The sequence below is a fragment of the Meinhardsimonia xiamenensis genome (genome assembly GCF_900102905.1).
GTDB classification, from domain to species: Bacteria; Pseudomonadota; Alphaproteobacteria; order Rhodobacterales; family Rhodobacteraceae; genus Meinhardsimonia; species Meinhardsimonia xiamenensis.
In genome coordinates, this window is record NZ_FNFV01000001.1 from 426,504 (window position 1) to 446,683 (window position 20,180).

A 20,180-nucleotide genomic window follows, 5' to 3' on the forward strand; every position below is an offset into this window, starting at 1 on the left:
CGCCCCCGGTCAGCCGCCCGTCATGGGCGGGAAGAAGGCGACCTCGCGCGCGCCCTTGAGCGGCGCGTCGAAGTCGGCAAGCTCCTGATCCACCGCCACCCGAAGCGCGGAGAGGTCGGCAAATGCCGCTGCATAGCGCGCCTCGCGCGCGGCGAGCTCACCCACGAGCTCGGCCACCGTCTCGGCCTCCGTCTCCACCTTTTCGCGGGGGATGCCGATGCGCTCGCGCACCCAGGCGAAATAGAGAACCTCGATCATTCCGCGTCTGCCTCTCTCAGAAGCGGCACCGACTTGCGCCAGTAATCCCACCCGGTGATCGCCGTCAGACCCGCCGCCAGCCACAGAAGCGCGGTGCCGCCGTAGTAGCTCACCATCGCGCCTTCATGTTTCCAGCGCAGCCCCATCACGTCACGCTCTTCTCCGGCAAGGATGCGCTCGACCATCTCCGCATCCATGCCGAAGCTGTGCATTCCGAAATAGTGGACGAAGAGCCCCTGTGCGAAAAGCACGGTGATCGCCACCATCTGCACGGTGGTCTTCCACTTGGCGAGGTTGGTGACCTTCACATGATGGGCGCGGTCGCCGAGATACTCGCGCAGCCCCGAGACGAAGACCTCGCGGAACAGGATCACCACGGCCGGAACCACGATCCACGGGTTGAGGCCGGTGAGACCGGCGAGAATCATCAGCGAGATCGCCACGATCGCCTTGTCGGCGATCGGGTCGAGCATGGCGCCGAAGGCCGAGACCTGCCCCCACAGCCGCGCAAGCCGGCCGTCGATGTAGTCGGTCACGGCGGCAGCGACAAAAAGGATCACCGCCAGCCAGTCGGCCCAGGGGCGGGCGAGAAACAGGAACGACAGCCCGATGACGGGAGCCGAGGCCAGCCTCAGCACGGTGAGGGTATTGGGCAGGGTCCAGCGCATGGCGCCTTCCTAACCCGCGTCGCCGCCGGCGGAAAGGGGGCGCGCGGCGGAACTCAGCGCTGCTCGTCGTCTTCGTCCGGGGCCGAGTCCGGGAGGTTGAACAGGCTGTCGGCGTCGGGCAGTGCCTCGCCATCGTCCGCTTCGGACTCGTCGCGCGGGTCGGAGAGCGAGAATGTCTCGAGCCCGGAGATTGCCGAGGGAATGCGCGGTTCCGGCTCCATGCTGAGCGACTGCTCGGTGGAGACGAGCTTGCGCCGCTCCTCGTCCGAGAGAACGCCGCCTTCCCTGGCCTTCTTCGCCGCCGCCTTCTGCACCGCCGCGTCAAGCTCGGACTGCTTGCACAGACCCAGCGCCACCGGGTCGATGGGCTGGATGTTGGCAATGTTCCAGTGGGTGCGGTCGCGGATCGACTGGATCGTGGGTTTGGTCGTGCCAATGAGCTTGGCAATCTGCGCGTCCGAAAGCTCGGGGTGGAACTTCACCAGCCACAGGATCGCCGCCGGGCGGTCCTGCCGCTTGGAAAGCGGCGTGTAGCGCGGGCCGCGGCGTTTTTCCTCGCCAACGGCGGCGGGGTTGTACTTGAGCTTCAGCCGATAGGTGGGGTCGGCCTCGCCCTTGCGGATTTCCTCGGCATCGAGCTGGTTGTTGGCGATCGGGTCGAAACCCTTGACGCCCTGGGCCACGTCGCCGTCGGCGATGCCCTGCACCTCAAGCTCGTGCAGGCCGCAGAAATCGGCAATCTGCTTGAAGGTCAGCGTGGTGTTGTCGATCAGCCAGACGGCCGTCGCCTTTGCCATGATCGGTTTCGCCATGTCAGGGCTCCTGAAATGCAATTCTCCTGTGCCGTGGAAACGGCCGGCCGCTTCGGGCCTCATCCTCGCTTTCGGGGATTGCCGCCTATATAGTCGCGCGACGGGAGGGAGAAAAGGGCAAATGCGCTGGATCCTGGCACTCTGGATCATCCTCGCCGCCGCGCTGCCGGCCCGCGCCGATGGCGAGCGGGCAGGGGATTTCGACTACTACGTGCTGGCGCTGAGCTGGTCGCCCACATGGTGTGCGCTCGAGGGCGACGCGCGCGGCTCGCCCCAGTGCAAGGAGAACGCCGATTTCGGCTGGGTTCTGCACGGGCTCTGGCCGCAATACGAGGAGGGCTGGCCCGCGTGGTGTCGCACGAGCGCGCGCAACCCCTCCCGCGGCGAGACCGCCGGCATGGCCGACATCATGGGCAGCCCGGGCTCCGCCTGGCACCAGTGGAAGAAGCACGGCCGTTGCACGGGGCTGGACCCGGCCGACTATTTCGCCCTTGCGCGGCATGCGTGGGAGAGGATCGGGAAGCCCGAGGTCTTTCGCCGCCTCGACCGGCCGGTCAAGCTGCCGGCGGCGGTGGTGGAGGAGGCCTTCCTGAAGGCCAATCCCGCGCTCTCGCCTGACATGGTCACCGTCACCTGCAAGGCGGGGCGCATCCATGAGGTGCGCATCTGCCTCACGCGCGAGCTCGAGCCGCGCGCCTGCAGTGCCGATGTGGCGCGCGACTGCCCGCTTCAGGATGCCCTTCTCGAGCCGATCGAGTGAAGCGGCGAGCCGTCTCCTGCCGTCCGGGCTCGCTGCGATTTGATCACGCGCTCTGCCCGGCCGTGGTATTCTAGCGCCACAGGCCCGGGACACGGGCCGGCGTCTGCTCCCGGGCCGTCCGGAAGTCCGGCCGTGAGGAGGAGATGCCATGTCCAAACGTCACGCGATCGGAAACCCCGGCTCGGTGGCCGCGCAGGCGCTGGAGCGCGGCGCGAAATGGGTGAGCGAGGCGATCGCCAGCATCGGTAGCCCCGCGGGCGCCGCGGATTCCATCCGCACATGCAGGCTGACCATGGCCGATCTGCGCGCCGCTCTGCGGGCAGGCGCGCGCGATTTCGCTAGGTTCCGCAGCGACGTGATGTTTGTCGTCGCACTCTACCCGGTCATCGGGCTTCTTCTGGTGGGCTTCGGCCTGCGCCTGGAGCTGATGCCGCTGATCTTTCCTATGCTGGCCGGTTTCGCCCTGCTCGGCCCTGCGGCGGCTGTGGGAGTTTATGAGATGAGCCGGCGCGCCGAGGCCGGCGAGCCCGTCAATTGGGCAACCGCCCTCGCTGTCGTGACGCGCCCCGGCTTTATTGCAGTGCTCGTTCTGGGACTGGGTCTTTTCGCCTTGTTCCTGGCATGGATGCTCGCCGCGGCGGCGATCTACGCGCTCACGCTCGGTCCCGAGCCCCCGGCATCGCTCGAGAGCTTCGTGCGCGAGGTCTTCACCACGCCGGCCGGCTGGGCGATGATCGTCATCGGATTCGCGGTTGGCTTCGTCTTCGCCGCCATCGCGCTGGCCGTCGGCGTGGTTTCCTTCCCGCTGCTGGTCGATCGCCCTGTCGGCGTTCCGGCGGCGGTGGCCGTTTCGCTGCGCGTGACGCGCGAGAACCCGCGCGTGATTGCCACCTGGGGCCTCATCGTTTCGCTTGCCCTCGCGCTCGGCGCGCTGCCGGCACTGATCGGCCTGATTGTCGTGCTGCCGATCCTCGGGCATGCCACCTGGCACCTCTACCGCCGGGCGGTACGGCCGACCTGAGCCCGCCGCTCACGCGGGACACCTCACACGGTGATGATCGTCTGGCCGACCGTCTGCCGCGCTTCCAGGGCGCGGTGGGCATCGGCCACCTTCTCGAGCGGGAACCGCTGGGCGATGTCGATCTTCACCTCGCCCTTCAGCACCTTGTCAAAGAGCCGCCGCGCCATCGCCTGGCAGGTCTCGAAGTCACCGATATGGGTAAAGAGCGTCGGCCGCGTCAGCTTCAGCGAGCCCTTCTGAGCAAGCATTCCGATGTTGAAGGGCGGCACGGGCCCCGAGGCATTCCCGAAGCTGATCATCATGCCAAGCGGCTCGAGGCAGTCCAGCGAGCCGTCGAAGGTGTCCTTGCCGACCGAATCCATCACCACGGGCACGCCGCGGCCGCCGGTGATCTCGCGGGTGCGGGCGACGAAATCTTCTTCGCGGTAGTTGATGCAGTGCTCGGCGCCATGCTCGAGCGCGAGGCGGCACTTCTCGGCCGAGCCGGCGGTGCCGATCAGCCGGATGCCCTCGGACTTCGCCCACTGGCAGGCGATGAGCCCCACGCCCCCGGCGGCAGCATGGAAGAGCACGAAGTCGCCCTTCGAAATGGGGTGGGTGCGCTCGAAGAGATACTGCACCGTCAGCCCCTTGAGCATCATCGCCGCCCCTTCCTCGAAGCTGATGCCCTCGGGAAGCGGGCAGACTTGCGCGGCGGGCAGCACGCGCGCCTCCGCATAGGCGCCCGGCACGGCCGAGGCATAGGCGGCGCGATCGCCCGGTCTGAGGTGCGTCACGCCCTCGCCCACCGCCTCGATCACGCCCGCGCCCTCCATGCCGAGTGCGGCAGGGAGCTTCAGGGGGTAAAGGCCGGTGCGCTGGTAGATGTCGATGAAGTTGAGCCCGATGGCCTTGTGGCGGATGCGCACCTCGCCGGGGCCGGGCTCGCCCACCTCGCGCTCGACGATCCTGAGCACCTCCGGCCCGCCGAATTCCTCGATGATGACGGTCTTCGCTGTCTCGGCCATCCCTGTCACTCCTGCTTCGGTGCTGTCCCCCGGCCCACGGCGACATAGGCCTCAAAGCCTGCCGCGCGCGCGTCTTCGGGGTCGTAGATGTTGCGCAGATCGGCCATGCGCGGATGCGCCATCGCCTGGGCGAGCCGCCTGAGGTCAAGCGCGCGGAAGGCGTTCCACTCGGTCAGGATCACCAGCGCATCGGCGCCCTCGGCCGCGGTGTAGGGGTCGTCGAGCCACTCCACGCCGGGCAGGAGCGCCTCCCCCTCGCGCCGACCCTGGGGGTCGACCACGCGCACCTTGGCCCCGCCGCCCACCAGCGCGGGCACGATGGTGAGAGATGGCGCCTCGCGCATGTCGTCGGTGTTGGGCTTGAAGGTGACGCCGAGCACGGCCACGCGGCGCCCGTTCACCGAGCCGTCGCAGAGATCGACGATCTTGTCGATCATGCGCCGCTTGACCTCGTCATTGACCTTGATGACCGTCTCGACGATCTGCATGGGCACAGCATGCTCCTGCCCGATGCGGGCGAGCGCGCGCGTGTCCTTCGGAAAGCACGAGCCGCCGAAGCCCGGACCTGCGTGCAGGAACTTGGGGCCGATCCGGTTGTCGAGTCCGATGCCGCGGGCGACCTCCTTCGCATCCGCGCCGACCCGCTCGCACAGCGCGGCGATCTCGTTGATGAAGGTGATCTTGGTGGCCAGAAAGGCGTTGGCGGCGTACTTGATCATCTCCGCCGATTCGAGATCGGTGGTGACGATGGGGAAGTCGCGCAGATAGAGCGGCCGGTAGATCTCGGCCATCACCTTCGCGGCGCGGTCGGATTCGACGCCGACCACCACCCGGTCGGGGCGCATGAAGTCGTCGATCGCCGCGCCCTCGCGCAGGAATTCGGGGTTCGATGCCACGTCGAACTCGGCCTCGGGGTTGGCGCGGGCAATCGCCTCGGCCACCTTGCGGTTGGTGCCGACCGGCACGGTGGACTTGGTGACCACCACGGTATAGCCGGTGAGCGCGCGGGCAATCTCCTCGGCCGCAGCCATCACATAGCTCAGGTCCGCGTGCCCGTCGCCGCGCCGCGTGGGCGTACCGACCGCGATGAAGACGGCATCGGCCCCGTCCACCGCCGACGCAAGATCGGTGGTGAAGGAAAGGCGCCCCTCGCGGCTGTTGCGTGCAAGCAGTTCGTCAAGGCCGGGCTCGTAGATCGGCACCTTGCCCGCCCGCAGCATGTCGATCTTGGCCGGGTCGCGGTCAACGCAGACGACCTCATGGCCGAAGTCCGAAAAACACGTTCCCGAGACGAGGCCCACATAACCTGTCCCGACCATTGCAATGCGCATGAGAAATGCTCCGTTCGGCAGTACATGCGCCTTGGTAACCCAAAGCGCGCGGCGGTCAACCGCGTGACCGTGTCAGGCGCCGGCGATTGCGGCGCGCGTATCCTGCATCTGCCGGGCGATCGAGCGCTTGGAGATGAGCGAAGCAGTGATGACCCCGACGGCGACAATGGCGATCAGGATGGTCGAAAGCGCGTTGATCTCGGGACTGACGCCGAGGCGCACCGAGGAGAAGATCTTGATGGGCAGCGTCGTCGCCGAGGGGCCGGCGGTGAAGGAGGCGATGACCAGATCATCAAGCGACAGGGTGAAGGCCAGAAGCCAGCCCGCGATTACCGCCGGCGCAATGATCGGCAGCGTGACGAGACGAAAGGCCTCGAAGGGCGTGCAGCCGAGATCCAGCGCCGCTTCCTCGATCGAGCGGTCGAAGCTGACGAGGCGGGAGGAGACCACGACCGAGACGTAGCACATCGAGAAGGTGGTGTGCGCGAGCACGATCGTGGTGATGCCGCGGTCAAGGTCGATGGCGATAAACAGGAGCAGGAGCGACAGGCCCGTGATCACCTCGGGCATCACGAGCGGCGCATAGATCATGCCCGAGAACAGCGTGCGCCCCAGAAAACGTCCCCCGCGCACCAGCGCATGGGCGGCCATCGTCCCCAGCACGGTGGCCAGAGTCGAGGAGACGACGGCCACGCGCAGTGTCACCCAGGCGGCATCGAGGAACGCCTCGTTGCGGATGAGCTCGCCATACCAGCGGGTCGAGAAGCCGGCCCAGACCGTTACCAGCTTCGAGGCGTTGAAGCTGTAGACGATGAGGATGAGCATCGGCAGGTAGAGAAAGGCAAAGCCCAGCGTCAGCGAGGTGAGGTTGAACCAGGAAAACCGCCTCACTGTTCCGCCTCCCGTGCCTTCTGCTCGTTGCGCTGGAAGAGGATGATCGGCACGATCAGGATGAGAAGCAGCACCACCGCCACCGCCGAGGCCACCGGCCAGTCGCGGTTGGAGAAGAACTCCTCCCACAGCACCTTGCCCACCATGAGCGTGCGCGAGCCGCCCAGAAGCGAAGGGATGACGAACTCGCCAAGGGCGGGGATGAAGACCAGAAAGCAGCCGGCGATGATCCCGGGGCGGGCAAGCGGCACGGTGACGAGCCAGAAGCTCTGCGTCCGGCTGCAGCCGAGATCCTCGGCCGCCTCAATGAGCGAGACGTCGAGCTTGTCGAGGGTGGCGTAGATCGGCAGCACCATGAACGGCAGATAGGTGTACACGATGCCGATGTAGACGGCCGTGGGCGTGTTGAGGATCATCAGCGGCTCGTCGATCAGCCCAAGCCACATGAGCGCACGGTTCAGCACGCCTTCCTGGGCGAGAATGCCCATCCACGAATAGACGCGGATGAGGAAAGAGGTCCAGAAGGGGAGGATGACCCCCATCAGCAGGGTCGGGCGCCAGTGCACTGGAGCGCAGGCCATGCCGTAGGCGATGGGAAAGCCCACGAGAAGGGTGAGAAAGGTGGCGAAGGCGGCGATCCAGAGACTCGAGAGATATGCCTTCCAATAGAGGTCGTCCGTCGTGAGGAAGACGTAGTTTTCAAAGTCGAGCCCGGCGACGAATTCGCGCACGCCCTCCCAGCCGCGGGAGAGGTCAAGCGTGGGCGTGTAGGGAGGAATCGAAAGCGCGGGGTCGGAAAGCGAGATTTTCAGAACGATGAGAAAGGGCACCAGAAACAGCGCCAGAAGCCACAGATAGGGCACCCCGATCACCAGCCAGCGCCGCAACTTGCCGGTCATGCGTGATGCTCCCGCAAGAGCCTTTCGCCAACGGCGTTGATACCGCGCGATCTCCGGCTGGTTCTTGCCCGGCGCGACGCGCCGGGCAGCGCCCGACCCGCCCCGTCGGGCCGGGCGCTGTCACCCGGCTTGTGCGCCGCAACCTGGCAAACCGTCGGAGCGTGCGGTGGCGATGGATTTCTGATTGCCGCGCGTCGCATCGCCTAACCTTTCAGGACCAATCCCGCGCTGTCTGACCACGAAAGCCACACGTCCTCGCCCCAGGTGTGTTCGCGGGCGTGGAAGCGGTCCGTGTTCACGGTCTGGGCGCGCAGCACGTGCCCGGTGGAAAGCACGACGTGGTAGGTGGAGATATTGCCCAGATAGGCGATGTCCTCGATGCGCCCGCGCACCGCGTTGGCCGCGCCCGCCGGCCGTTCACTCGAAATCCGCACCTTTTCCGGGCGGATGGCAAGCGTGACCTTCTCGCCCGCCGCCGGTGCGGGCTTCGGGGCGAGCCCGCCAAGGGGCGTCTGCCCCTCGGCCCAGTGAAGACGCGCGGTTTCACCCTCCACCGCTGCCAGCCGGCCCTCGATGAGGTTGATTTCACCAATGAAATCGGCCACGTAGGCGTTGGCCGGAAACTCGTAGATCCGGTCGGGCGTGTCCACCTGCTCAAGCCGGCCGTCGCGCATCACTGCCACGCGGCTTGCCACGGTCATCGCTTCCTCCTGGTCGTGGGTGACGATGACGAATGTGGTGCCGGTCTTTTCCTGAATCCCCATCAGCTCGAACTGGGTTTCCTGCCTGAGCTTCTTGTCGAGCGCGCCGAGTGGCTCGTCGAGCAACAGCAGCTTCGGGGCCTTCGCGAGCGCCCGCGCCAGAGCCACGCGCTGCTTCTGCCCGCCCGAGATCTGATGCGGCTTGCGCCGCGCGAAACGCGTGAGCTGCACGAGCTTGAGCATCTCCTCCACACGCTCGGCGATCACATCGCGCGGCAGCCTGTCGCGCCTGAGGCCGAAGGCGATGTTGTCCCACACGCTCAGATGCGGAAACAGGGCGTAGGACTGGAACATCATGTTCACCGGCCGGCGGTTGGGCGGCACGCCGGCCAGATCGCGCCCCTCAAGCAGGATCTGCCCCTCGGTCACCTCCTCGAAACCGGCGAGCATGCGCATCAAGGTGGTCTTGCCGCAGCCCGAGGGGCCGAGAAGGGCGAAGAACTCCCGTTCATAGATCTTCAGGTCGAGCCCGTCGACGGCGGTGAAGGAGCCGAACCTCTTGGTCACGCCGCGAAACTCGATGAGCGGCCTGGCCTGGGGGTCGGCCCAGGGCGCGAACACGGCCGGAGCGGAGGAAACGGTTTGTGGCATCGCGGGAAAGCGGCGCATCGGCGCCCGCGAGCCGGGGCCCGCGGGCGCCTTCGGCTTCAGGTGCCTGACTTGATCTTGGTCCACAGGCGGGTGACGAACCTCTGCACCCGCGGCTCGTAGGGCGTGGTGGTGAAGAGGTTCTTCATCGTCTCCTCGTCGGGGTAGATGGCCGGATCCTCGAGAATCTCGGGCAGGATGTAGGGCCAGCTGCCCTTGTTGCCGTTGGCGTAGTAGACATAGTTCGTCGCCGCGGCGATGTTCTCGGGTTCCATCATGAAGTTGATGAAGGCATGCGCGCCTTCTGGGTTCGGCGCATCGACCGGGATCGCCATCTGGTCAAACCACATCTGCGCCCCTTCCTTCGGCGCGTGATAGGCGATCTCCACGCCGTTGTCGGCCTCGTCGGCGCGGTCGCGGGCCTGCAGCACGTCGCCCGACCAGCCCACGGCCACGCAGATTTCGCCATTGGCCAGTGCGTTGATGTATTCGGAATTGTGGAACTTCTGGATGTAGGGGCGGATCGCTGCATAGACCGGCTCGACCTTGGCGATCACGTCCGGGTCATGGCTGTCGGGATTCTCGCCGAGGTATTTCAGCGCCATGGGGATCATCTCCGAGGGCGCGTCGAGGAAATGCACGCCGCAGCTGGCGAGCTTCTCCATGTTGGCCGGATCGAAGACGAGCGAGAGGCTGTCGATCGGCGCGTCCTCGCCCAGCACCTCGCGCACCTTGCCCACGTTCACGCCGATGCCGGTGGTGCCCCACATGTAGTTGACCGAGTATTCGTTGCCCGGGTCATACTTGGCGGTGCGCTCCATGATCACGTCCCACATGTGGACGAGATTGGGCAGCTTCGACTTGTCGAGCTTCTGGAAGGCGCCGGCCTTGATCTGGCGTTGCAGGAAGGTGCCCGAGGGCACGACCACGTCATAGCCCGAGCCGCCGGCGAGAAGCTTCGTCTCCAGCACCTCGTTGGAGTCGAAGACATCGTAAATCAGGTCATAGCCGGTTTCGGCCTCGAATTTCTCCAGAAGGCTTTCGTCGATGTAGTCCGACCAGTTGTAGACGCGAACCTCCTCGGCCCCCGCGGCAACCGCGGTGCCGGCCACCGCAAGCGCGGCCGCCGCGGCGGTGTGCATCAGCTTCCTCTGCTTCATCTTCCATCTCCCACCATCGATGCGACCGCTGTTTCGCGACCGCCATCTTCCATGTACACTTTTGATCAAATATCCGATTCGAGGCTCCCGTCAAAACCCTTTCTGCGCTTGGGAGCGTCGTGCGGTGGCGTCCGTCCAGGGTTGAGAGAGGTGAGGTGACCGGAGGCGCATCCACGACCGAGCATGAGGCCATCCACGCCGCGCTGCGCGAGATGATCCTGTTTGGTGATCTCGCTCCGGGCGAGGCGGTGACGGTTGCCGGGCTCGCCGCGCGGGCGGGCGCGGGTACCATGCCGGTGCGCGAGGCGGTACGGCGGCTCGATTCGGAAGGCGCGCTCGAGCGCACCGGCAACCGGCGCGTGCGCGTGCCGCCAATGACCTCCGCGCGGCTCGAGCAGATTCGCGTTGCCCGCGCCGCGATCGAGCCGGAACTGGCCCGCCGCGCAGTCATCCTCGCGCGTTCCGAAGGCCGCGAGGCCGAGCTGGCGGATGAGCTGAAGGGAATCGACAGTCAACTCGACCTCGCCATAGAGTCGGGGGACATCAGGGGCTATTTGCGGTTCAATTTCAAGTTCCACTTCCATCTCTACACCGTGGCCCAGGCCGAGGTGCTGGAGCGCATCGCCCTCTCTCTCTGGCTTCAGGTGGCGCCGAGTCTGCGGATCATGTGCGGCCGTTACGGCACCGGCAATCTGCCCGACCTGCACGAACAGGTGATCGCGGGAGTTCGCACGGGTGATGCGGAGGCAGTGGCCGGGGCCGTTGCGGGCGACATCGCTCAGGGGATGGACGGGGTGGCCGCCCTGCTCGGCTCAAGATTTGATCAAAATAATTGACCGTCTCCGCGCGATTGCCTAGTCTGCGCGCGATCACCCCTCCGCGGGACTTCCGCGCGCCAACCTACGGTGATGCCTTGCGGGGTGCGGGGTGGCTTTGGCCGGTGCCCGCCGGTGCCGGAATTGAACAGCAGCAACGAGGCTCCCATGTCGAGCGCGCCCGGGTTTGTGAGCGGCGATCACTGGATCACCAGCTTGTCCGAGACATTTGGCCGATATCTTGGCCACCGCCGCCTGGAAGAGGTGGAGTGCATCATCCCCGACCTCGCGGGCATGTCGCGGGGCAAGGCGATGCCAAGCCAGAAGTTCCGCCCGGAAGGCACGATCTACCTGCCGGTCTCGATCTTCTACCAGACGATCTCGGGCGAATGGGTGAACATGCCCGAGATCGAGAACCAGTGGCTCGAGAGCGACATCGTCCTGCGCCCCGACATGGACACCGCCACCGCGGTGCCTTGGGCCGACGAGCCGACGATGCAGGTCATCTGCGATGCCGAGACCCGCGAAGGCGAGGTGCTTCCCTTCGCACCGCGCAACGTGCTCAAGCGCGTTCTGGGGCTCTATGCCGAGCGGGGCTGGCGGCCGGTGGTGGCGCCCGAGCTCGAATTCTACCTCACCGAGCCGAACATCGACCCCGACCTGCCGATCGAGCCGCCGGCGGGCCGCACCGGGCGCAAGGGCGCGGCGCGCCAGGCCTTCTCGATGGTCGCTGTGGACGAATACGGCGAGGTGATCGACACCATCTACGACTTCGCCGAGGCGCAGGGCTTCCAGATCGACACGGTCATTCAGGAAGGCGGCGCAGGGCAGATCGAGATCAACCTGATGCACGGCGATCCGCTGAAGCTCGCCGACGAGGTGTTCTATTTCAAGCGAACCATCCGCGAGGCGGCGCTGAAGAAAGGCGTGTTCGCCACCTTCATGGCCAAGCCGATGCGCGACGAACCCGGCTCGGCGATGCACATCCACCAGTCGGTCGTGGATGCCGTCACGGGCCGCAATCTCTTCAACGGCCCGGGCGACCAGCCGACCGATGCCTTCAGGCACTTCATCGGCGGCTCGCAGCGCTATCTTCTGCACGCCGCGCCGCTGCTGCTGCCTTACGTCAACTCCTACCGCCGCATCACCGCCGTGGGCATGGCGGCTCCGTCCAACCTCGAATGGGCGGCCGACAACCGCTCGACGGGCCTGCGCGTTCCCAACGGCCCGCCGGAGTCGCGCCGGCTCGAGAACCGCGTCATCGGGTCGGACTGCAACCCCTATCTCGCCATCGCCGCCAGCCTCGCCTGTGGCTATCTCGGCATGGTGGAGAAGATCGAACCCTCGCCCGCTGCCCAGAAATTCGTTGATGAAAGCGAATTCGCGCTGCCGACCTCGCTTTCGGACGCGCTTGATCTTTTCGCCGAGGGCGGAGCGCTGCGCGAGGTTCTGGGCGAGGAGTTCTGCACCCTCTACCAGAACATCAAGCGCGCCGAGAACGAGGAGTACCAGCGCGAGATCACGCCCTGGGAGCGCGAGCACCTGCTTCTGAACGCCTGAAAGAGCAAGACGCATGAACATTCTTCTCAACCAGCCCCCCACGGCCGACATCCAGGCGCTCGACGCCGCCCATCACATGCACCCCTTCACCGCCAATGCCGAGCTCGCGGCCAAGGGCGCGCGCGTGATCACCCGCGCGCGTGGCGTGTGGCTGACCGACAGCGACGGCAACCGGATTCTCGACGGCATGGCGGGGCTTTGGTGCGTCAACATCGGCTATGGCCGCGAGGAGCTCGCGGAGGTTGCCGCGCGGCAGATGCGGGAGCTGCCCTACTACAACACCTTCTTCCAGACGACCCATGTGCCGGCGGCAGCCCTCGCCGCGCGGCTTGCCGAACTGGCGCCGGGCGATCTCAACCATGTCTTCTTCGCCTCGGGCGGGTCCGAGGCCAATGACACCAACATCCGCCTTGTCCGTCTTTACTGGGCGCTCAAGGGCAAGCCGGAAAAGACGGTGATCATCAGCCGGCGCAACGCCTACCACGGCTCGACGGTGGGGGCGGCCTCGCTGGGCGGGATGGCGCCGATGCATGCGCAGGGCGGCCTGCCCATTCCCGGCGTCGTGCACATCGGCCAGCCTGACTGGTGGTCGGAGGGTGGCGACATGACGCCCGATGAATTCGGCCGCGCCCGTGCCCGCGAGCTTGAGGAGAAGATCGCCGAGCTCGGTGAGGATCGCGTCGCCGCCTTCATCGCCGAGCCGGTGCAGGGGGCGGGCGGGGTGATCATTCCGCCCGAAAGCTACTGGCCCGAGATCCAGCGCATCTGCGACGCGCATGACATCCTGCTGATCGCCGACGAGGTCATCACCGGCTTCGGCCGCACCGGCAACTGGTTCGGCAGCCAGACGTTCGGCATCCGCCCCGACATCATGACCGTGGCCAAGGGGCTGTCGTCGGGCTACGCGCCGATCGGCGGCTCCATCGTCTCCGACGAGGTGGCCGAGGTGATCGGGCAGGCGGAGTTCGTGCATGGCTACACCTACTCGGGCCATCCGGTGGCCGCCGCGGTGGCGCTCGAGAACCTGCGCATCATGGAGGAGGAGGGCATCGTCGAGCATGTGCGCGAGGTGGCCGGCCCGCATCTCGCCCGGCGCTGGGCGGAGCTTGCCGAGCATCCGCTGGTGGGTGAGGCGAAGTCGGTGGGGCTGATGGCCTCGGTCGCGCTCACCCCGGACAAGGCCAGCCGCGCGCCCTTTGCTGCCGAGAAGGGCACGGTGGGCTACATCTGCCGGGAGATCTCCTTTGCCGAGGGGCTCGTGATGCGCCACGTCGGTGACCGCATGATCATCGCACCGCCGCTCGTCATCACGCCCGACGAGATCGACACGCTGGTGGAGCGGGCGTGGCGCGTGTTTGACCTCACGCTTGCGAAGATCACCGCCGAGGGGCTGATGCGCGCGGCGTAGGCCCCTACTCGGCGCTGCGCAGCACCCGCGCCGGCCGCACCGAGAGGGGGCGCCATGCAAAGGCGAGCCCGGCCAGCGTGGTCAGCGCAGCGCCCCCGGCGACGATGGCGATCGCCGAGACAGGCTCGAAGCGGAACCGCACTTCCATCACGAAGTGCATCACCGCCCAGCCGGCGAGCCCCCCGGCGACAATCGCGACAACCCCCGCGGCCAGCCCGAAGATCGCCGAGCGCAGGGCGAAATTGGCAAGCACCGTGGCGCGCGTCGCCCCCAGCGTCTTGAGCACCGCCGCCTCGTAGGCCCGCGCCCGCTCGCCCGCCGCCGCGGCGCCAATCAGCACCACAAGCCCGGTCACCAGCGTCGCCAGCGCGCCCCATGTCACCGCCGCCGCGATGCCCGCGAGCACCGATGTCACCCGCTCGATGGCGTCGCGCACGCGGATCAGCGTGACGTTCGGAAACGCATCACCCAGCGCCGCCATCAGCCGCGCCTCGGCTTCCGGCGCGGCATAGATGGTGGCGATCGAGGTATGGGGCGCAGCGGCAAGCGCGCCGGGGTTCATCGCCATCACGAAGCCGATCCCGGCGTTCGAGAAATCCACCTCGCGGAAGTTGACGATCTCGGCCTCGATCTCGCGGCCGAGGATGTTGACGGTCAGCCTGTCGCCGAGCCTGAGCCCCAGCTCGGCGGCTTCCTCGGCGGCGAAGGAGAGAAGCGGCGGGCCGGCGTAGTCCTCGGGCCACCACGCGCCTTCGGTCAGCACCGTGCCCTCGCGCGGGCGGGCGGAGTAGGTCACGCCCCGGTCGCCGCGCAGCACCCAGTGATCGCCGGCGACCTCGCGCGCGGGGCGGCCGTTGATCCTGGTGATGATGCCGCGCAGCATCGGCGCCGTCTCCACCCGGCTCACGGCGGGATCGGCGAGCGCCATGGAACGGAACGGCTCGAGCTGGTCCTTCTGGATATCCACGGCGAAGAAGGCCGGCGCCACCTTGGGCAGGTCGCGGGCGATGGCGCCGCGCAGGTTGGCGTCGATCTGGCCGATGGCGGCCAGCACGCTCAGGCCGAGCCCCAGCGACAGCACCACCGCGCCGGCCTCGCTGCCGGGCCCCCCGACCGAGCCGAGCGCAAGCCGCGCGACGGTGAGGCGCCGCACCCCGCGTGCCAGGCGCCGGGCGAGGCGCTTCAGCCCCCAGCCGACGCCAACGAGCAGCGCGAAGGCGCCCGCCAGTCCCAGCGCCGACCAGAGAGTGAGGCGCACGAGACCCGAGAATGCTGCCGCCGCGCCGATGAGGGCGGCGAGGAGAGCGAGGGTGGCCAGCACATGGCGCGGGGCAGGCGGGCCGGGCCGATGGCCCGCCGCCTCGCGCCAGAGTGCGGCGGGGCGCACGCGCTCGCTCTGGGCCAGCGGCCACAGGGTGAAGAGGGCGGCGGCGAGCGCGCCGTAGAGCGCGGCCTCGAGCGCGGGGCGGGGATAAGGCGCGAAGGCCGCGGGCACCGGCAGGCGCGCTTCGATGATGGGGGCCAGCGCCAGCGGCGCACCGAGGCCGAGCGCGAGGCCAATGGCAATGCCGAGCGCCGTGAGCGTGCCGATCTGCAGCGCATAGGCGGTGAAGATGACGCGCGAGGTGGCGCCGAGCGCCTTGAGCGTGGCGATCACCGGGGTCTTGGCCTCGAGATAGGCGCGCACCGCCGAGGAGACGCCGACGCCGCCGACAGCGAGGCCGGCCAGACCGACAAGCACGAGGAAGGCGCCCAGACGGTCGACGAAGCGGGCGATGCCGGGCGCGCCATTGCGCGCATCGCGCCAGCGCATGCCGCCCTCGAACAGCTGTTCGGCCTCGGCCCTCAGTGCGGCAAGGTCGGTGCCGGGCGCAAGGCGCAGGCGGTATTCGGTCTCGAAGAGGCTGCCGGGGGCGAGGAGCCCCGCGCCCTCGAGCGCGGCCGTGCGCACGATCGTGCGCGGGCCGAGGCCAAAGCCGCCCGCTGCCGCGTCGGGCTCGCGCAGGAGCGCGGCGCGCAGGGTGAAGGCCTTGGCCCCGAGGCGGAAGCTGTCGCCGGGCGCAAGGCCGAGCCGGGCGATCAGCACCGTGTCCATCACCGCACCATCGCCGCTGAGCGCTTCGGCAAGCGGCATCGGCGGGTCGAGCCGGACAGTGCCGATGAGCGGGTAGGCGTCATCGACCGCCTTCACCTGCGTAAGCGCCCGCCGCGCCCGAGCCCCTTCGCCCGCCACGGCCATGGAGCGGAAATCGACGATTTCCGAGACGGCCTCGGCCCGCGACTCCAGAAACGCGCGCTCCTCGGGCGTGGCGAAGCGGTAGGTCAGCTCGATCGCGGCATCGCCACCCAGAAGCGCCGCGCCCTCGCGCCTCAGCCCCGCCTCGATGCTCTCGCGCACCGTGCCCACGGCGGCGATGGCGGCCACCCCGAGTGCGAGGCAGGCAAGAAAGACGCGAAAGCCCCTGATCCCGCCGCGCAGCTCGCGCAGCGCGATGCGTGCGGCAATGGGCAGCCTCATTCGGCCGCCCTCGCCGGCGCGGCGCCCTCGATGCGCCCGTCCCGCAGGCGCACCACCCGGTCGCAGCGCTCGGCCAGCTCGCGGGCATGGGTGACGAGCACCAGCGTCGCCCCGTGCCGCTCGCGCAGGCCGAAGAGAAGATCCATGATCGCGCGGCCGTTCGCCTCGTCGAGATTGCCGGTCGGCTCGTCGGCCAGCAGGAGTTTGGGGCGCGGCGCGGCGGCGCGGGCGAGCGCCACGCGCTGCTGCTCGCCGCCCGAAAGCTCGGCCGGATAGTGATCGGCGCGCGCGGCAAGGCCCACGGCGGCAAGCTCCTCGGCGGCGCGGTCGAAGGCGTCCGCCACCCCCGCAAGCTCGAGCGGCGTGGCGACGTTTTCGAGCGCGGTCATCGTCGGTATGAGGTGGAAGGACTGGAACACCACCCCCATATTGCCCCGGCGAAAGCGCGCGAGCGCGTCCTCGTCCATCGCCGTCAGGTCGTGGCCCAGAACCCGCAACCTGCCGCCGGTGGCGCGGTCGAGCCCGCCGAGCAGCATGAGGAGCGACGACTTGCCCGAACCCGACGGCCCGATGAGCCCCACCGTCTCCCCGCGCGCGACGGCGAGCGTGATGCCGCGCAGGATCTCGACGCGCCCGGCGTTGCCCTCGAGAGTGAAGCGAACGTCCTCAAGCTCAATGGCGGGCTCGTGGGTCTGGGGCATGGTTCTGTGGCTCCTCTCGCGGCTGCGCCGGGCGCTGGCGCGCTCCCTGCCATATGGCGCCGGAGTGCGGGCGGGCAAGGCCGCCGCGGCTCTCATCGCGCTCTTCCTTGCCCTCGCTGGTCACGCGGCGGCGGAGCCCGTGCGGATCGTCGCGCTCGGCGACAGTCTCACCCAAGGGTACGGGCTCGCGCCCGAAGACGGCTTCGTGCCGCAGCTCCAGGCCTGGCTTGCGGCGCGCGGCGCGGAGGCGGAGGTGATCAATGCCGGCGTGTCGGGAGACACCACCGCGGGCGGCGCGGCGCGAGTGGAGTGGACGCTTGCCGGCGGAGCGGATGCGCTGATCGTGGCGCTGGGCGGCAACGACATGCTGCGCGGGCTCGACCCCGAGAACGCTCGGGAAAATCTGGAGAAGATCCTTGCAGCAGCCGAGCGCGCGGCTGTGCCGGTGTTGCTGATCGGCATTGCCGCGCCGGTCAATTACGGCCCCGACTACAAGGACGCCTTCGATGCCATCTGGCCGGAGCTTGCCGCGCGGCATGGAGCGCTGCTCGTCCCCGACTTCCTCGCGCCCCTGCGCGCGGCGATCGCGGCAGGGGCCGACAGGGCGCGGCTGATGCAGCCTGACGGCATTCACCCCTCGGCCGAAGGGGTGCGGCTGATGGTGGAAGCGGTGGGCCCCAGGGTGCTGGAGCTTCTCGCCCGCGTGGAGTGAGGAGCGAGGGGCGCTGCCCCTCGCGCTCCCCGGGGTATTTGACCCAGGATGATGGGCAGGAGGGGCGCGCTCAGGGCGCGTTCGGATCCCAGCCGGAGACGGCCTTGACCTCGCAGAACTCCTCGATGCCCCAGATGCCGCCCTCGCGCCCGTTGCCCGAGGCCTTGTAGCCGCCGAAGGGGCTGCCGGCGCCGCGCGGCTTGCCGTTCATCTCCACCATGCCCGAGCGCAGGCGGCGGGCAACGCGGTTGCGGCGGGCACCGTCCTGGCTCTGCACGTAGTTGGTGAGCCCGTAGATGGTGTCGTTGGCGATGCGGATCGCTTCTTCCTCGGTCTCGAAGGGGATGATCGACAGGACCGGGCCGAAGATTTCCTCCTGCGCGATGGTCATGGAGTTGTCGACATCGGCAAAGACCGTGGGGCGCACGAAATAGCCGCGATTGAGGTGTTCGGGCCGGCCGGGGCCGCCGGCGACGAGGCGGGCGCCTTCCTCGATGCCCTTCTCGATCAGGCGCTGGATCTTGTCGAACTGCGCCTGGCTGACGACCGGGCCGATGTGACGGCCGGGCTCATGGGCCGAACCCACGGCCATCTTCTCGGCCGTCTCGCGGGCGATCTCCACCGCCTCGTCGTAGCGCGAGCGTTCCACCAGCATGCGGGTGGGGGCGTTGCAGCTCTGGCCGGAGTTGCTGAAGCAGTGCAGCGTGCCGCGCTTCACGGCCTTTTCGTCGGCATCCGCGAAGATGATGTTGGCGCCCTTGCCGCCAAGCTCGAGGCTCACGCGCTTGAAGGTGTCGGCGGCGTTCTTGGAGATCAGCGCCCCGGCGCGGGTGGAGCCGGTGAAGGAGATCATCTCGACATCGGGATGCACCGAGAGCTGCGTGCCGACGCCCGGGCCATCGCCATGGACCATGTTGAACACGCCTTTCGGGAATCCGGCCTCATCCATCATCTCGGCAAAGAGGTGGGCCGAGAGTGGCGCGATCTCGGAGGGCTTGAGCACGCAGGTCGCGCCCACCAGCATGGCCGGGATCACCTTCAGCGTGACCTGGTTCATCGGCCAGTTCCAGGGCGTGATCATGCCGACGACGCCGATGGGCTCGTAGAGGATGCGGTCCTCGGGGGCGTGCGGTCCCAGGGGGCGCTCATGTTCGAAGCCCTCGTAGGCCTTGAGGAAATTGCGGATATGCCAGCTCCCGGCGGTGACCTGCTGGCTGCGCGAGAAGTCGATGGGCGCGCCCATCTCCATCGAGATCGCCTGCGCCATCTCCTCGGCGCGCGCCTCGTAGATGTCGAGAAGCTTCCTGACCAGCGCCACGCGCTCTTCGCGCGGGGTGAACATCCAGCCCTCGAAGGCGGCGCGGGCGGCGGCGACGGCGGCGTCGGTGTCGGCCTGGCCGCCGAGTGCAATCACCGCGCAAGGCTCTTCGGTGGAGGGGTCGATGACCTCGAACTCATTGGGCGCGCTGGGGTCGACCCACTCGCCGTTGATGTAGAACTTGCGCCTGTCGAGCATGACCGCACCTTCCCTCTGTTGCATGGTCGTCCGCAGGCCTAGCGCGTGGGCGCGGAAAGGTCTAGGCAGCGCGGCGTGGCACGCACATATGGAAGGCGGAGCCTTTTCTGTCGCAAGCAAGGAGAAGCCCGATGGCAATCCGTATCAACGAGACGATTCCCAATCTCACCGTCGAGACCGATCAGGGCACATTCGCGCTGCATGACTGGATCGGTGACAGCTGGGCGATCCTGTTTTCCCACCCCAAGGACTTCACCCCGGTCTGCACCACCGAGTTCGGCGCGGTTGCGCAGCTGGCCGACGAGTGGGCCAAGCGCAACACCAAGGTGATCGGACTGTCGGTTGATGGCGTGGAAGAGCACAAGCTGTGGAAGCAGGACATCGAGAAGGTTGCCGGTGCGCCGGCGAGCTTCCCGATCATCGCCGATGTCGACCTGAAGGTGTCGAAGGCCTTCGACATGCTTCCGGCCGACGCCTATCTGCCCGACGGGCGCACCGCCAACGACACCGAGACGGTGCGCGCCGTGTTCATCATCGGCCCCGACAAGAAGATGAAGCTGTCGATGCTTTACCCGATGAACGTGGGGCGCAACTTCGCCGAGGTGCTGCGGGCGCTCGATGCGCTTCAGAAGGCGGCGGAGAAGAACGTTGCGATGCCCGCCAACTGGACCGAGGGGCAGGACGTGATCATTCCGCTCTCGGTCTCCGATGAGGAGGCGCGGGCGAAGTATGGCGAGTTCGAGGCCAAGCTGCCCTATCTGCGCATGACCAAGCTGCCGGCCTGAGGCGGGCGG

General features: G+C 67.8%; 19 protein-coding genes. 7 read left to right on the top strand and 12 right to left on the bottom strand.

Annotated elements, in window-relative coordinates:
• Positions 1-9: 9 nt before the first annotated feature.
• The 3 genes from moaD to BLQ14_RS02075 are packed head-to-tail and all read right to left on the bottom strand — an operon-like array spanning position 10 to position 1,738.
• Positions 10-258 (bottom strand): molybdopterin converting factor subunit 1, encoded by a 249-nt coding sequence (gene moaD, locus BLQ14_RS02065; protein ID WP_092497675.1) that lies wholly within the window; start codon positions 256-258, stop codon positions 10-12.
• Entirely contained in the window at positions 255-926 is a 672-nt protein-coding gene (gene pgsA / locus BLQ14_RS02070) for a CDP-diacylglycerol--glycerol-3-phosphate 3-phosphatidyltransferase (protein WP_092497677.1), read from the bottom strand. Before pgsA ends, moaD begins: the two co-directional genes overlap by 4 nt.
• 53 nt (positions 927-979) lie before the next feature.
• Positions 980-1,738, bottom strand: a complete 759-nt coding sequence (locus BLQ14_RS02075; protein ID WP_092497679.1) for a DUF1013 domain-containing protein — start codon at positions 1,736-1,738, stop codon at positions 980-982.
• A gap of 121 nt (positions 1,739-1,859) precedes the next feature.
• On the opposite strand from BLQ14_RS02075, the gene BLQ14_RS02080 reads away from it, so the two are divergent.
• Positions 1,860-2,498: a ribonuclease T2 family protein gene (locus tag BLQ14_RS02080; RefSeq protein ID WP_092497681.1), complete on the top strand. Its 639-nt coding sequence runs from the start codon at positions 1,860-1,862 to the stop codon at positions 2,496-2,498.
• 148 nt (positions 2,499-2,646) lie between these two features.
• Positions 2,647-3,519 carry a DUF2189 domain-containing protein gene (locus BLQ14_RS02085; protein WP_092497683.1) on the top strand — a complete coding sequence of 291 codons (873 nt, stop codon included), beginning with the start codon at positions 2,647-2,649 and terminating at the stop codon, positions 3,517-3,519.
• 23 nt (positions 3,520-3,542) lie between these two features.
• Here BLQ14_RS02085 and BLQ14_RS02090 read toward each other — a convergent pair whose 3' ends face one another.
• From BLQ14_RS02090 to BLQ14_RS02115, 6 genes are all read right to left on the bottom strand, one after another.
• Positions 3,543-4,526: a quinone oxidoreductase family protein gene (locus tag BLQ14_RS02090; protein WP_092497685.1), complete on the bottom strand. Its 984-nt coding sequence runs from the start codon at positions 4,524-4,526 to the stop codon at positions 3,543-3,545.
• A 5-nt stretch (positions 4,527-4,531) separates the two neighbouring features.
• Positions 4,532-5,857 carry a UDP-glucose dehydrogenase family protein gene (locus BLQ14_RS02095; RefSeq protein WP_092497687.1) on the bottom strand — a complete coding sequence of 442 codons (1,326 nt, stop codon included), beginning with the start codon at positions 5,855-5,857 and terminating at the stop codon, positions 4,532-4,534.
• A 72-nt stretch (positions 5,858-5,929) separates the two neighbouring features.
• Positions 5,930-6,748 (bottom strand): ABC transporter permease, encoded by an 819-nt coding sequence (locus BLQ14_RS02100; RefSeq protein WP_092497689.1) that lies wholly within the window; start codon positions 6,746-6,748, stop codon positions 5,930-5,932.
• Positions 6,745-7,647, bottom strand: coding sequence for an ABC transporter permease subunit (locus BLQ14_RS02105; protein ID WP_425412078.1), 903 nt, complete (start codon positions 7,645-7,647; stop codon positions 6,745-6,747). Before BLQ14_RS02105 ends, BLQ14_RS02100 begins: the two co-directional genes overlap by 4 nt.
• Before the next feature lie 203 nt (positions 7,648-7,850).
• The gene (locus BLQ14_RS02110; protein WP_092498314.1) at positions 7,851-8,999 is read right to left on the bottom strand and encodes an ABC transporter ATP-binding protein; all 1,149 of its coding nucleotides are present in this window, start codon (positions 8,997-8,999) and stop codon (positions 7,851-7,853) included.
• A 56-nt stretch (positions 9,000-9,055) separates the two neighbouring features.
• Positions 9,056-10,156: a polyamine ABC transporter substrate-binding protein gene (locus BLQ14_RS02115; protein WP_092497691.1), complete on the bottom strand. Its 1,101-nt coding sequence runs from the start codon at positions 10,154-10,156 to the stop codon at positions 9,056-9,058.
• A gap of 155 nt (positions 10,157-10,311) precedes the next feature.
• On the opposite strand from BLQ14_RS02115, the gene BLQ14_RS02120 reads away from it, so the two are divergent.
• The 3 genes from BLQ14_RS02120 (at position 10,312) to BLQ14_RS02130 (ending at position 13,939) form a co-directional block, all read left to right on the top strand.
• Complete coding sequence (locus tag BLQ14_RS02120) at positions 10,312-10,992, top strand: GntR family transcriptional regulator (protein WP_245656851.1); 681 nt, start codon at positions 10,312-10,314, stop codon at positions 10,990-10,992.
• A 147-nt stretch (positions 10,993-11,139) separates the two neighbouring features.
• A complete protein-coding gene (locus tag BLQ14_RS02125; protein WP_092497693.1) occupies positions 11,140-12,531 on the top strand; it encodes a glutamine synthetase family protein in 1,392 nt (463 codons plus the stop codon).
• A 13-nt stretch (positions 12,532-12,544) separates the two neighbouring features.
• Entirely contained in the window at positions 12,545-13,939 is a 1,395-nt protein-coding gene (locus tag BLQ14_RS02130) for an aspartate aminotransferase family protein (protein WP_092497695.1), read from the top strand.
• A 4-nt stretch (positions 13,940-13,943) separates the two neighbouring features.
• Here the strand turns inward: BLQ14_RS02130 and BLQ14_RS02135 are convergent, their stop codons facing one another.
• Both BLQ14_RS02135 and BLQ14_RS02140 read right to left on the bottom strand, forming a co-directional pair.
• Positions 13,944-16,457, bottom strand: a complete 2,514-nt coding sequence (locus tag BLQ14_RS02135) for an ABC transporter permease (protein ID WP_092497697.1) — start codon at positions 16,455-16,457, stop codon at positions 13,944-13,946.
• Positions 16,454-17,158, bottom strand: coding sequence for an ABC transporter ATP-binding protein (locus tag BLQ14_RS02140; protein WP_092497699.1), 705 nt, complete (start codon positions 17,156-17,158; stop codon positions 16,454-16,456). The genes BLQ14_RS02135 and BLQ14_RS02140 overlap by 4 nt, the downstream gene beginning before the upstream one ends.
• On the opposite strand from BLQ14_RS02140, the gene BLQ14_RS02145 reads away from it, so the two are divergent.
• Positions 17,157-17,870 carry an arylesterase gene (locus tag BLQ14_RS02145; RefSeq protein ID WP_092498318.1) on the top strand — a complete coding sequence of 238 codons (714 nt, stop codon included), beginning with the start codon at positions 17,157-17,159 and terminating at the stop codon, positions 17,868-17,870. The genes BLQ14_RS02140 and BLQ14_RS02145 overlap by 2 nt on opposite strands.
• A 70-nt stretch (positions 17,871-17,940) precedes the next feature.
• Here the strand turns inward: BLQ14_RS02145 and BLQ14_RS02150 are convergent, their stop codons facing one another.
• Positions 17,941-19,386 carry an aldehyde dehydrogenase family protein gene (locus tag BLQ14_RS02150; RefSeq protein ID WP_092497701.1) on the bottom strand — a complete coding sequence of 482 codons (1,446 nt, stop codon included), beginning with the start codon at positions 19,384-19,386 and terminating at the stop codon, positions 17,941-17,943.
• A 131-nt stretch (positions 19,387-19,517) separates the two neighbouring features.
• On the opposite strand from BLQ14_RS02150, the gene BLQ14_RS02155 reads away from it, so the two are divergent.
• The gene (locus BLQ14_RS02155; protein ID WP_092497703.1) at positions 19,518-20,171 is read left to right on the top strand and encodes a peroxiredoxin; all 654 of its coding nucleotides are present in this window, start codon (positions 19,518-19,520) and stop codon (positions 20,169-20,171) included.
• Positions 20,172-20,180: the final 9 nt, after the last annotated feature.